At 34.1% G+C, this 12,416-nt stretch carries 15 protein-coding genes and 2 pseudogenes; 14 read left to right on the top strand and 3 right to left on the bottom strand.

Translation table 11 applies throughout. From position 1 onward, the window contains the following. From JFL43_RS16120 to JFL43_RS16115, 3 genes and pseudogenes are all read left to right on the top strand, one after another. Positions 1–253 (top strand): annotated as a pseudogene (locus tag JFL43_RS16120) (hypothetical protein); the annotation flags it as partial. Positions 254–369: 116 nt separating this feature from the next. Next, positions 370–645, top strand: a complete 276-nt coding sequence (locus tag JFL43_RS22705; protein WP_234447834.1) for a hypothetical protein — start codon at positions 370–372, stop codon at positions 643–645. 180 nt (positions 646–825) lie between these two features. Continuing rightward, complete coding sequence (locus JFL43_RS16115; protein WP_200749829.1) at positions 826–1,197, top strand: DUF5391 family protein; 372 nt, start codon at positions 826–828, stop codon at positions 1,195–1,197. Between the two features lie 260 nt (positions 1,198–1,457). Here JFL43_RS16115 and JFL43_RS16110 read toward each other — a convergent pair whose 3' ends face one another. Continuing rightward, positions 1,458–2,612: a PD-(D/E)XK nuclease family protein gene (locus JFL43_RS16110; protein WP_200749828.1), complete on the bottom strand. Its 1,155-nt coding sequence runs from the start codon at positions 2,610–2,612 to the stop codon at positions 1,458–1,460. Between the two features lie 297 nt (positions 2,613–2,909). Further along, positions 2,910–3,353 carry a flavoprotein gene (locus JFL43_RS16105; RefSeq protein ID WP_200749827.1) on the bottom strand — a complete coding sequence of 148 codons (444 nt, stop codon included), beginning with the start codon at positions 3,351–3,353 and terminating at the stop codon, positions 2,910–2,912. A gap of 247 nt (positions 3,354–3,600) precedes the next feature. Between JFL43_RS16105 and JFL43_RS22700 the strand changes: the two are divergent. The 10 genes and pseudogenes from JFL43_RS22700 to JFL43_RS16060 form a co-directional block, all read left to right on the top strand. Then, positions 3,601–3,724 (top strand): annotated as a pseudogene (locus JFL43_RS22700) (serine/threonine protein kinase); the annotation flags it as partial. A gap of 135 nt (positions 3,725–3,859) precedes the next feature. Beyond that, positions 3,860–4,345, top strand: coding sequence for a hypothetical protein (locus JFL43_RS16100; RefSeq protein ID WP_200749826.1), 486 nt, complete (start codon positions 3,860–3,862; stop codon positions 4,343–4,345). 292 nt (positions 4,346–4,637) lie between these two features. Beyond that, positions 4,638–5,039: a VOC family protein gene (locus JFL43_RS16095; RefSeq protein WP_200749825.1), complete on the top strand. Its 402-nt coding sequence runs from the start codon at positions 4,638–4,640 to the stop codon at positions 5,037–5,039. A 67-nt stretch (positions 5,040–5,106) separates the two neighbouring features. Then, complete coding sequence (locus tag JFL43_RS16090; protein ID WP_200749824.1) at positions 5,107–5,946, top strand: alpha/beta fold hydrolase; 840 nt, start codon at positions 5,107–5,109, stop codon at positions 5,944–5,946. Positions 5,947–6,280: 334 nt separating this feature from the next. Next, complete coding sequence (locus JFL43_RS16085; protein ID WP_200749823.1) at positions 6,281–7,180, top strand: DUF2268 domain-containing protein; 900 nt, start codon at positions 6,281–6,283, stop codon at positions 7,178–7,180. 158 nt (positions 7,181–7,338) lie between these two features. Beyond that, positions 7,339–7,776 (top strand): hypothetical protein, encoded by a 438-nt coding sequence (locus tag JFL43_RS16080; protein WP_200749822.1) that lies wholly within the window; start codon positions 7,339–7,341, stop codon positions 7,774–7,776. Positions 7,777–7,805: 29 nt separating this feature from the next. After that, on the top strand, positions 7,806–8,651 hold the full coding sequence (locus tag JFL43_RS16075; protein WP_200749821.1) for a hypothetical protein: 846 nt from the start codon (positions 7,806–7,808) through the stop codon (positions 8,649–8,651). After that, positions 8,638–8,862 carry a hypothetical protein gene (locus JFL43_RS16070; RefSeq protein WP_200749820.1) on the top strand — a complete coding sequence of 75 codons (225 nt, stop codon included), beginning with the start codon at positions 8,638–8,640 and terminating at the stop codon, positions 8,860–8,862. The genes JFL43_RS16075 and JFL43_RS16070 overlap by 14 nt, the downstream gene beginning before the upstream one ends. 487 nt (positions 8,863–9,349) lie before the next feature. Next, positions 9,350–9,547: a hypothetical protein gene (locus JFL43_RS16065; RefSeq protein ID WP_200749819.1), complete on the top strand. Its 198-nt coding sequence runs from the start codon at positions 9,350–9,352 to the stop codon at positions 9,545–9,547. 221 nt (positions 9,548–9,768) lie between these two features. Next, positions 9,769–10,542, top strand: coding sequence for a hypothetical protein (locus tag JFL43_RS16060; RefSeq protein WP_200749818.1), 774 nt, complete (start codon positions 9,769–9,771; stop codon positions 10,540–10,542). Between the two features lie 301 nt (positions 10,543–10,843). Here the strand turns inward: JFL43_RS16060 and JFL43_RS16055 are convergent, their stop codons facing one another. Continuing rightward, positions 10,844–11,326 (bottom strand): SH3 domain-containing protein, encoded by a 483-nt coding sequence (locus JFL43_RS16055; RefSeq protein ID WP_200749817.1) that lies wholly within the window; start codon positions 11,324–11,326, stop codon positions 10,844–10,846. Between the two features lie 55 nt (positions 11,327–11,381). Between JFL43_RS16055 and JFL43_RS16050 the strand changes: the two genes are divergently transcribed. Next, complete coding sequence (locus tag JFL43_RS16050) at positions 11,382–11,627, top strand: transglutaminase domain-containing protein (protein WP_200749816.1); 246 nt, start codon at positions 11,382–11,384, stop codon at positions 11,625–11,627. The last annotated feature ends 789 nt before the right edge of the window (positions 11,628–12,416 follow it).

Raw genomic sequence — 12,416 nt, 5'->3', positions numbered from 1 at the left:
AGGGATATTCCACATACAACACGTTAATAACTTCCATCGTCGTTTGAAAGGATGGATGGAACGATTTCAAGGTGTTGGTACGTATTATTTGGATAATTACCTCTACTGGTATCGTTGGCTTGATTTACATAAAAACTTGGCATTTGAAAATCGTATAGAGCAAATGCTCATTTCAGCTTGTCAAAAATCTAACTATTTCACAGTTGAAGCATTAAGAAAAGATAAAAAGCACCATTTATCAGCCGCTTTTTAAGCGGATTCAGTGGTTTACTGTTATTTAACTTACTCCGCACTTTAGTTGAAGGGTAAATTATGGAAAGATATGAGTTAGAATGTTAAAATTGGATGATAATAGGGGGTTAGGTAAATTTGTCAAATAAACAGAGAAATATAGGGTTAGTTTCTTTTGTTAGTCTAATTATTGGTCTTATTTCTATTGTTATTTATATATTGACGGGAAATTCATTTATTAATGATGGCATAACAATGTTATTTGGTTTTATTTTCCTGATACTTTCTTTTGTTTTATCCTTGTTTAGTAAAAAAGATAAATTTGGAAGGATTTCGTTGTATATTGTTCCAGTGTTGTTGGTTATCTATTTATTATTCTTTGTGGTTATGTCTTTATTTTGGAACCAACCGTGATGATAATAAACTTACGGGTGCTTTAGTTAAATTTTCGATTAACGAAATATCAAAACAAAAGGCTGTTTTCGTAAACTTTGTTGTTTTGGTTAAATAGTGTTATTCAACAATCGGGCCAGATTGTTGAGGTGCTATATGTAAAGTGAACTTACCAAAAATTATTCTTATGGAGGTTGTAGAATGAGAAATGGTGTTATCTTAATGACCATAATTTCGGGGCTACTTTTCTGTTTTATAATGATTGCAGCTTCGCTAACTCCCTTTCCGGATCCTGGTGGATTCAATTCTTTAGGTATGTGGCTGAATATTATAATGTTTCTTGTCTTTTATATTCTGTCTTTAATTTTGTATTGGGTAGGAGTTAAAGGAATGAAATATGTTATGGCAGTTTTTTGCGGAGTAGGGTTACTTATATCACTTTCAATAATTGTACTGGCATTTGTAATGGGAACGGTTACTTATAATGTTTCTGATTTTCTATATGTGATCGTTCTTTGCGTTATGTCACTAATTGCCAATATCGTTTGGTACATTGTTGCATTTAAAAAGTAGCAGATTTATAACGTTCTGTTTTATAAGGATGCAATGTATTAAACAATCGGGCGCGATTGTTGTATAGCCCAACTTTTCTTTATAGCAACAATCTTTGAGAAAACAGCCTAAACAATAAAAAACAGCTTACACGGTAACTGTAAGCTGTTTTTTATTGTCCTTGAATTCGAAATAATCTTGAAAGATACTTATTTAATTCTAAATCACTACAATAATTTCTTTAATAACTTTTGGTAATGCATAAGTAGTTCTGAAGGAGCTTAATCTTCGTCCTCTTCCTCTTGAGCTAAAGATAAAGAAATTTCTTCACGTACAACAGACAGTTTCTTCCTTTCACCATTTTGATACGCAATACTCCACAAATCATATCCATTGTAACGTTCTGTGTGTTCTTTACCTTGAACGTAATTTACTGCGGCAATGGCAGCAGCTGAAGGAGTACTATATTCTTTCCCATTAAAAAGGATCTTGCTACTTGTTAGGTCGATTTCTGCTTCTGTTACGACATTTCCATAAGTAGCCACTAGTTTTTTTTCGTTTTCATTTAGTCGTGAACACATCTCTTTCCAAGACATATTTGATTTACGAGTCGGAGAAGACGTTTTTACCTTCCTCTTTTCAGGTGTCTCATTTTTAACCGCATCGAATATCTCATCTAATACATCTTTATACTTGTCATATATTGCTACACACAACTCATTATTTACTTTTGCCATCGGCTTATTCACTCCTTTATAGACCATACGAAGATTATGTATATATTCTTCTAAAATATTTTTATTTGCCGTTGTAATTTTCGGGTGATTCAAGCAAGGTACTATGACGAAATCATAAAGCCCTTGATAATCAATTTGAATAAACTCGGGACATTTTGGTTTTACAGCGTCATCTGGAGACAAAAAGACCTTTAATTCATATGTATATGATGAGTCATCCATTTGCTTTAAGATTTGCGTATAGGTTTCGGTCTGGTCTTTGTTTTCTCTTGCCAACACCTTATTCTCCACAACGATTTTCACCTTATCGTTCGTCAAACACAAATCAAATCGAGCCCGTAATTCCTGGTTCGTCTCGGGAACAACCACAGACTCAGCTACCTCAGTTGCCACTTCCATTTCCTCTAGTTGAAGCGAGTCCGATTCGATTAATTCAAAATCAATATCGGTTTTCTTATTTGATTTATTCTCCTCACAAATATAGTAGAGAAAACGCTTCAGTGGGAACGTCCCTAAATTTAACGAAGACGTTGGCGAAAGCAACCAACTGATAAAAGAACTATGCATCGTTTCGCGGTGTCCAAAACCCAATAATTGAAACAAACTTTGTTTTTCAAACGATTCTTGTATACGTAAAAAATCTGAATCACTTATCAACTGATTCAGCTTGGTTTTCAACTCTTTCTCATTACTTATCATATTCTAACCTCTCAATCTCAGTAGATTTAAAGTATCGTATACTATTATAGCGCAATCTAAAAAAGGATTTTATTATTTCCGCTAAAGTTTAAGTGTAGAGATTACAGATATCTTTGGGTTATCCGTTATTCGTTGTAGTTATCGAACTAACCTGCACCGTTAGTTAAATAAAGAAAAAAAAGAGCTGCCAAAGCAACTCAATGATCTTTAATTAGTGCCCCGTTAGTGAAAAGGCGTACCCATCGCTGGATGCCCCATAATTAGGATTAAGCCATTATATAAATTTACTTAAAGCGGCTAATCTCGCTGTAATAATGTGCCTTTTTGTTTATCATATATTTTATAATGTATACCAAAATCAGAACCTTCATAATAGGTAACTTCGCAATAAGCCTTTGTTAATGAACCTTTGTCCCAATTATTTGGATGTACACTAAAAAATACATCCTCTGAAAACGTAATATATAAATAAGAACTTTTTGTAGTGTTCCAGTATTCAATTGAACACGCACCCTTTACTGTGTCGTGATCTCCCTTTAAAATCTTAGGCGTCACCGTTAGGGCATCCCAAAATATGACGAGAGATAATAGAGTACTTAATAAGAGTCCAAGCTGGATTCCATAGTATTTAATATGCGGGAAAGGTTTCTTTTTTTGAGTCTTTCTCATATACACAATACCTGCAATACATAAAACAAAGCCTAAAATCGTTAATGAAAATGCACCTAGTAGTTCCATCATTTTACTTCCACCTGCTCTGTCTATCGTGTTATTTTATTTCATTTTACATCAATTTCAGTAGTGCTTTAACTTCCTGTAATAATTGAATAGCAACAACCTTTGAGAAAACAGCCTTTACATAATATATATAGTTGGAATGAATAATCTTCATTTTCTAGGCTGTAGCTGCTATTTGCAACTACAGCTTTCTATTTTGACATAAGTACAGTATCAAATTGATTAAGTAGAATTTCAGTTAAAAGAACATATAGAATTCGAATGGCTAAGAGCATTGGACGCTGTTTTTGCTGTATTTGATCAGCAAGATTTAGGTAATATCTCTTCTGGGTGTAATAAAAGATGCTAAAAAACTGTTTGTTAAATTCGCAGGGTTTTGAAATAAAGTTTGATTGTTTATTACAAAGTTCAATAAAAACAGCTTACGGATTAATTCATAATCTGCTTCGTTTTCCAATTGCTGTATAATGTATGGTGTGAGAGTCGTTAGTGGAAGGAGTTGTTAGTAGATGAAAAAACTGACGTTTATCCTTTATCGATTTATCTATATTTTTAGTGCTTGCCTAACAGTTGGTGCTTTTACTTTTGCCAACTTAACAGCACTTTCTCCTACTAAGTACGGTGGGGGAAATGGTAATATCGGTTTGCTGCCATTCGCATTTTTGTTTCCATTCATCATTATTTTTATCGCTATGTCCATTAGTTATTTACATGAATATTTGTATCGCAAGTTGGAAATGAATACTATTCGAGTGGTAGTAGGTGTGAGCTTATTAGGTGTTATCTTAATTTTAAGCCTAACGTTTATAAAGGCATTTCAATTAAAATCATTACTTGCCGAAGTAAACCCAATATATCGAGAAGAAACGAAAATTCCTTTACTTACCATGAATTCGAACGCAGTGTTTTTTAACTTCTTCACCTTTATATTATTGTTACTTGTTTGTTCTTTTATAAGCGGAATGATGGCATTTAAAGATAAACAAAGAAAGTAGCCAATAATATCTGTAATTTATTGGAGCTAAAATTCAATAGACTATTATACTCTATTAGTGAAAATAGCAGGAATAAATACCCTTTTTGTCAGGCGTTTTGAGTAACTAATTTTAACCATTACCATTAAAGTGGTAGGCCGATTTCCGCTACAATCAACTAAAAAATGTAGTAACATAAGTTAATATCGAACATAAAAAAACATTTTAACGGTAATTAATACCCTGATATTTTCCTAACCAACACACCTGCCTTTTTGTTGAACTACATATAATCTGATATGGAGGGGTTTATATGATTTTTGAAATGACTATACAAATTCGTGTTACAAATATTAGTGAAGGACAAAAGCGGTACGGGTCCTTACTAAAGAAGAAGCCTGATTTTATCCCACACGAAGGATTTGCAGAATGGGAGCTTATCCCTGGGTGTTGGTTACAAGTTGCAGAAGGAATACCGTCGGAAGGAAGTGGGCCACTTCGTTTAACGGTTAAAGACATAGAAGCAGAAAAAGAAAGAGTAGTTAAAGAATTAAATATTGAAAATTTCAAAATATATTCTCGTGAAGAAGTTTCTGCGAAATGGGGTACTTTTTCAGATCCTTGGGGTAATCATATTGGTTTTTTTGAATATGTAGATAAGGTTGAACAAAATGAACGGATTAAGACTATTTTAGGGTTGACAGAAGCTTTATAAAGGAACCTTGAAGTACTGAGATAAAAAATAAGGAATAGAAAAAATTCTATAAAGGCGGGGAACTGATATGTCTCAATGGACAAGAGAAATGGTTGAAACTCCACGTGGAAACTTTGAGGTTTTTACAAAGGGAAAGGGTGAACCAATTTGTGTAACGCATCATTACTCTGAATTTAATGAAACTGGTGATTACTTTGCTGAAACCTTTACAAATGATAATAAAGTTTTTTTAGTCAATTTAAAAGGTGCAGGGAATTCTGATGATTCAAGAAGTGTTCATGAATTAAGTATGATTGATGCAGTACTTGATCTTGAAGAGATTCGGAAGGCTAGTGGTTTCTCATCATGGACATTTGCTGGCCATTCAACAGGTGGCATGATTGGGATATTATATGGGATTCATTTTTCTTCATCTTTAAAATCGCTTATTCTTGTAGGAACTGCTGCAAGAGAATATTCTTCATCTTCAAGTAAGTGTATATATAATGTAGGACACCTTAAATATAAAAGAATGCAAGAATTGATAGAGCTCTTAAAACTCCCGAGTCTTTCAGGAGATGAAAGAAAGAGATTGTCTAAAGAAAGGGCTCAACTGTCTTTATTAAAGCCTGAATATTATGATTTATACTTTTCAAAAAATATCTTTAAAAAAATGTCTACAGATAGAATGAATTTTTTCAGTAGAGAACAGCTGATTTTTGATGTAACCCGACAATTATCAGCTGTTAGAACAAAAACTGTTATTCTTTGCGGGAGACATGATGTTCAATGTCCTGTAGATTTTTCTATAGAAATGAATGAGTTAATTCCAGATGCAACTCTACATATTTTTGAACAAAGTAATCATTATCCCTTTTTGGAAGAAGAGTTCGAGTTTAAACGAGTAATAAAAAGTGTATTAACTTGAACTGCACCTACAATTGTTAGACGGTGCTAACAATTGTAGGTGTATTTTTTATGACCAAGTTTAATTGGTCCACCTGATTATCGTGCAGAATTCTAAAATACTATTTTTTAAAAGACCTTTTGATATTAGTACCTTTGCTATGAATTCTCCATAAAAACCGTTCATTATACAAAAAATTCAAGTCTTTTTTATTGACTCTTACGTTGCGTAATACTTTAAAGTAGCAGCTGAAGGGAGGCAAAAAGAGGACAGTTAAATTGAAGGGTTAGCAAAATTCATGAATGATGCAATGGTAGTCTTTACAAACAAAATTAAACTTATAGAGGTGCTTGGGATGAATATAGTAATTGAAAATACAATAGAGCACTATGAAAGATTACTCTCTATGAAAGAGGAAGATAAAGAAAATTATTTTCGATATTCAATGATGAAGCCTTTTGAAAAGATGTGGAACATAATTAATGTTCCTTTAAAAGCACAGCTAACTAATGGATATGATGTATTAATGGCTACGAAAATGCTTGGGTATCTAGATGTATCGGAAATCGAAATTGGAAGAGTGGCTTTAGAGAATTTAAGAGAAATGCAAGCACTCCAAACAGCACACAATACATTAAGCAAGTGTCTTGGGTTCAATCAACAGCATAACTTAAAAATAGATGCTGTTGAGCTGAAATTTGGGTTATATATAGCTAACCCTAAAAAATTGGAACTTCAAAAAGGGTATTGCGGCTTTGGGGGGATTCCAGGATTCATCCAAGTAACAATCTTTCCTAATTCATATAATATTCCAAAACTCCCTGCTGTAATTGCACATGAATTTCATCATAACATCCGTTTCTCATATTTTGATTGGGATCATGGCAATGTTACTGTTGGTGATTATTTAATTGTAGAAGGATTAGCAGAGTCATTTGCAAAAGAACTTTATGGTGAAGAGCTTTTAGGACCTTGGGTTACTTCTTTTGAGGAAGATGACTTACAATATTCGATCGAAGTAATAAAAGATGCGTTAAATGTTAAAGGATTTGCCGAAGTTAGCAGTTACATGTTTGGTGACAAAATTGCAATAGAACAGGGATACCAACCGGTTGGTTTATCCCCATTTGCCGGCTATGCAGTAGGATACCAAGCAGTACAGTCTTTTATGAAAAAGAATAGTGTAGGAATAGGTGAAGCTACTTTACTTGATACAGATGAAATAATTAGTAATTGCGATTTATTGTCTAAATAATCCAATAATAATAGAGGCGTTAGTATAAAAATATTCCGTGCTCTGCTCGTAAGAAGGATGGCCTACGTATTAACGAAAGCTTTATCCCAATTCTTTTAGATGGTAAGCAACCGCGATTAACGATTACTTATCGTGATTCAGAAATCTTAACTGCTGAAATGGTAAGAGGAACAGATAGAAACGGAATAGACCCACTACCTTTAAGTAATGTAAAAAGCATTGTATCTGTAAAAGGGAAAGACAATGGTATCACATATCACGAATGGAATGATCATCTTCGAACAGGTGATTTTAAATTAACGAGTAATTACATTAATTGGTCACCCTCAAAAGAAGGTATCTTGGAAGTAGAGCCGGGCGACAAGTATATCGTTATCTACATTCGCAAGGAAATAGATACGGTTAAAGTCCATTTAGATACAACTTATTACGAGAAAACAGGTGCGGATTTAGATTGGCATTCACCAGAGGTAAAAGTATTCGATGGTATTTGTACACCACAAGAAGACTTCAAAATGGAACTGCCATTACCAGAGTCTTTCGAGGGGGATGATTCTATCTATCAAAACATCGGTTTTATTGTAGAAGACAATTAATCATAGGCGAAGTTCAGTTAGAAGATCGATTGACGGAAACAGGTTATATCGAAAACAATAGCTTAACAACCAAGGCCTCTCGTGAAAATTCACGCCTTTCATATCCCCTCAAAGATAATTTCCCAGTACAATCAGGAAGTTTGTTTATTAAAATCACCGCTCCGGATGATTTTGAAGAGATAGCTACAGTCGATAACAAACAAATGATTTTCCGGACGGATGACAAGCAGCTGCAGTTAAGTTACCAAAGTGGTTCGTTCCATTTCTCCGTTGCTAATGAAACTATTTCTTACACAGCAGAACCTTTAGCTGAAGAGATACTAGTTGGTTGGAATGGTACAGCTATGGGGCTTTCTATCAATGGAGAATCGGTTAAAAGTCTAAATGCAGAACTTCTTAAAGATACAATTACTCAATTGATTTTTGCAGAAGAAGATTCTATCCAAGAGCCTATTATCTTAGAAGAGTGGGCTTTGTACCACAACAAGCTAGAAGCAGATGTAGTTATTCAAGAAGTGTTATCTCAATCCATTATGAGTTCATTATTTGAAGGTGGCATCAGCGGTCAAAACGTTACTTGGTCTGAAATTCCGGTAGCACCTATTGATCATTCGCCAATCTTTGTACAAAAAGACAGTGGTGAAACGTTGCATAAGAAAATTGTTTATCAAGAAGGAAATCGATACGGGGATCCTAGTAAGTTAGCAACAATGATTGATATAAACCCTATTCAAAATCAAAACCATGAAGGATTCCTCTACGTCACAAACACGACGAATAAAACACGCATTACTGCTACCCCGGATCGTCTTCATGCGGACGGTGCTAGTTCCTCTACATTGATTATTAAAGTTCTTGAATTTGGAAATCATTGAAGAAAAAGGTTTTATCGCTAGGCACATTTCTAAAGATGCGATAGAAGCTCAAAAACGTTCTGGGCAATATTTGTATCAGTATTTCGCCCCGTACATCCAATCAAGCAGAGAAGGTGAACTGATAGAGGATTCTATTTGGATCACTAGAGTGGAGAAACATCTTCCAATCGAATCCTATGTATTTATTGCTAGCAAAGGTACAGGTTCGTGAACATACAGATGTAAATGAAGTGTTGTAATGGATGCTCGTACAAGAGGTGGCGGTGTTTCTGAATCACTTTCAGCAAGAGATATTGATGAGAAAGTGAAAGGGAAGTAGCGTTATTGGGATATTGGCAACTGGGACGGCAAAGCCTTTTACCGCAATGGTGTCCTTATTATTACTTTACCAAAAGGGGTTTTATCAGAATATGGTGGAAATCTAAGTGAGGAATATGTAAGAGAGTCTATAGACAAGCATATCGCTTAAGGAACGTATTACATTCTCGAATGGATGTAAATGCACAACACAAAAAGCCTAAAGAGGTTTTGCTTCCCCTTTAAGCTAGGCTACTGCTTTTATACATGAAGATAATCGCAGGCAATTCATGTGCGACGTCGCTTTCTTTTTGTTTCGCGTATGTAGAAAATGGGCCCGTATTCTAACGCTAGTATTATTGTTGGAAAAATATTAGTTTTTTATACAGAAGGAGGTACACATGAATTATCCATTAGGTGTATTCCAGTATTATGATAAAGACAGCGATAAAACTCATTTGCAATGGAGTTGTGTAGATGATCCCTCATTCACTCATTTTGAAATTGAAGTTTATGATGATAATTTACGGATGTGGGTTAAGGCAGATGGCCGTAATGGGGGCATCGAGAAACAACCAAGGATAGGTAGTAACTATTAACTTAAAGAGCGGGATTCTAGAAACTTATATACCGCTCTTTTTTTATGACTATTTACTCTATTATATTCCAATGATATACTCAAATAAATACTTATAGACTAAATTCTGGAGGGCGAAGGCGCAAGTGTAAGCTATACAATTTAGTGATGAATTGGACTGTATGGAGTGAAATCAGCAATCTAAAAAATAGATGCGATAAATTAAATCAAAGGAGTGTTTAGATGTCAGATAAATATAAAAATATTGCTAAAATACGAGTAAAAGAGAAAGAACTGCTGCATGAAACTAAAGAGGAGAACAAGAATGTTATTAAAGAGGAAATTAAAAAATTAAGAGAAGACTGTAGAACAGAATATAGATATTGCGTAAGGAATAAAGATTGGGAAACTAAAATAAAGGATAAAGAGACTCGAAGTGAATATCTGGATGATATTCTTAGGCTTTATTATGAAGGCATTAAACATCAACAAACTTATTTTTCTAAGGATGTTCGGGTGCTATTAGAAATTTATGAAACTTACATAGAAGATGAAATTGAATCAATGATTGAAAATAAGAAAATTATATTCTTAAAAGGTAAAAAAGATAACTTTTTACTTACCAAAGAAAGAATCAAAAAATTATCAGATTATCGTAAGGCAGCCCTTAAGGAGAGTAAAGTAGGGGAAGAGTTCGAAGGTTTTACTGAGGATTTTAAGTCTTATGAGAAGGATATTTTGAGAATGGAGGCCCTCGGCTATTTTGAGCGGGAGAACACCACTGATAAAGCTCTAAAGAAATATAGAGACCTTATAAAAGATGTCAGATTCCAAGATGGGGAATGGCTTTCAAATCTACATTACGATGTAGGGGAGATTTACGAGTCAATGGAAGACTGTTATAAATTTGCTCTCATCTCATATGAAAAAGCTGGTTCTGTATTAGGTATAAGTAGTGATCAAAAAGAAGAGGTAAATAAGAAGATTAATGAGATGTTAAATAAGCTTGAAAAATAAAGGACTGTAGATGGATAGGCTACACTTATTTAGACATTTTTAATAGAGGGTAAGGATCAATCACAAATCATATAAACGAAGAAGAGCTTGATATGGAGCAGTAAAAATGGAGCTATGTAGATAATCCCGACATGACTCATTTCGAGATAGAAGTCTATGACGAGGACCTTCGTAAGTGGGGTAAAGCAGATGGACGCAACGGTATTGTTGAGAAACAACCGAAGATAGGTAGAAATTATTAAAATAGAAAGAGCAGTGGTCTTTAGTTACAGACTACTGCTCTTTCTTATCTAAATTAGAATTAACCGTGGTACAAACCTGTCTTGCAATTTATATAAACTACTTGATACCACTTTCCGTCATCTTTCACCATGAAGCTGTAGTATCCAATACCCCCGATTGCATAAGATTTTACAAACTTTGACGGAGTACCTTTAGGTGCATAATCATTCTTCTTTATAGATTTGTAAACTCTATCTTTAACACCAGGCGCCCACTTAAAGGGATCGGAAAAATTCAATTCATGTGTTCTAACATAAGCTGTTTTATTGTTATATTTGATTTTAGACCATCCATATTGTTCAGCTGATGACAAATTATACTGATCATTTCTAATTTCTACACCACCATAAACTTTAACAAGTTTACCGACTTTAATCTTCCCTAAAGTCTTGTATGATGTACCAGCGGATGCTTTAACAGTTAATGTTTTACTAGCATAAGCCTTGTCATAGCTTGCAGCCTGCGCGTCTGTCGCGTTCAGACTTGTAAAAAGTGCAACCAAACATATAGTTGCAAGAATGGATACACAGATTGTAAAATTATCTAATGTGGGGATAATGGCTCAAAGTATTTTGAGTGATGCAACCTTCACTGATTATGGATCAGCGAGAAGTATGTATTCAGCTTACCAAATTTTCTATCAACATAAAGGTGACTGTGATTCTATGGCTCATGCAATGCAAATAGTATTTGATATGAATGGTTTTAAAACTAGATTAGGATACACTACTCATCATGCATGGTTAGAAGTTCAGGTTAGTGGTAAATGGTATAGTTTTGAAGGTTCATTCAATGATATATAATTATGAAAAATAAAAGAGCTTTAAGTTACGCAGCTATCTTAAAAGTATAGAAAATCATCTTTAAACAAAACCTTCTTACGAGATTTGTTCAGAGAGTTTGAATTCCTACGTGCATCATGATAATGCTTTCTGGCTTATTTTTAGCTGGAAGGCTTTTTTATTTGTATATGTATGAGATGGGGTATAGAATCTATTAATTTATCAACATCTAACTCTTTCAACATAATACTAATTTAGTTGAAAGACAGGTGTAAGTAAAAATAAAAGCCAGGGAATAGTAAAATGAACCCTATAGAGTAGACATTTTAAAAAAACTACAATTCGAATTGTTAGTTGATTTTTAGAAAAGAAGAAGCATTGGATAAACAATTCCGTGCTTCTTTCAGATTTTGACTAACGACTCTTTAAGAAACTAAGCACCTACCTTCATACGCAATTGCATTCATAAAATTTCAAAAGATACAATTCGTAGTGAGCAACGGTGGTCAGCTTACCAACCAAAGATTATTTCGTAGACAAGGGTAAAGACTTTTCTGGAGTAGGTGTATTAAACCGTCTCAATGAAAGTCACCCGATGTTCTAAAAAAATGGCTATATCATTGTAAATTTCGACATCGAGACTATTCGAAAAGGCGATTTGGATAAGCCATATTTAAAATATGTGAATGGTGATATATCGAACGAATGGAAACGTTAAGGTTTCAATTACAACTCTGTTGATGGCTTCAAGAATAATTTCAAGTTGCTAGATATTCTATCACGGACACAAGAATGCAACTGAGGATTTTA

Source organism: Viridibacillus soli, assembly GCF_016612995.1.
Lineage (GTDB): Bacteria > Bacillota > Bacilli > Bacillales_A > Planococcaceae > Viridibacillus > Viridibacillus soli.
The sequence above is the reverse complement of the archived record's forward strand: the minus strand, read 5'-3'. Positions and strand labels throughout refer to the sequence as shown.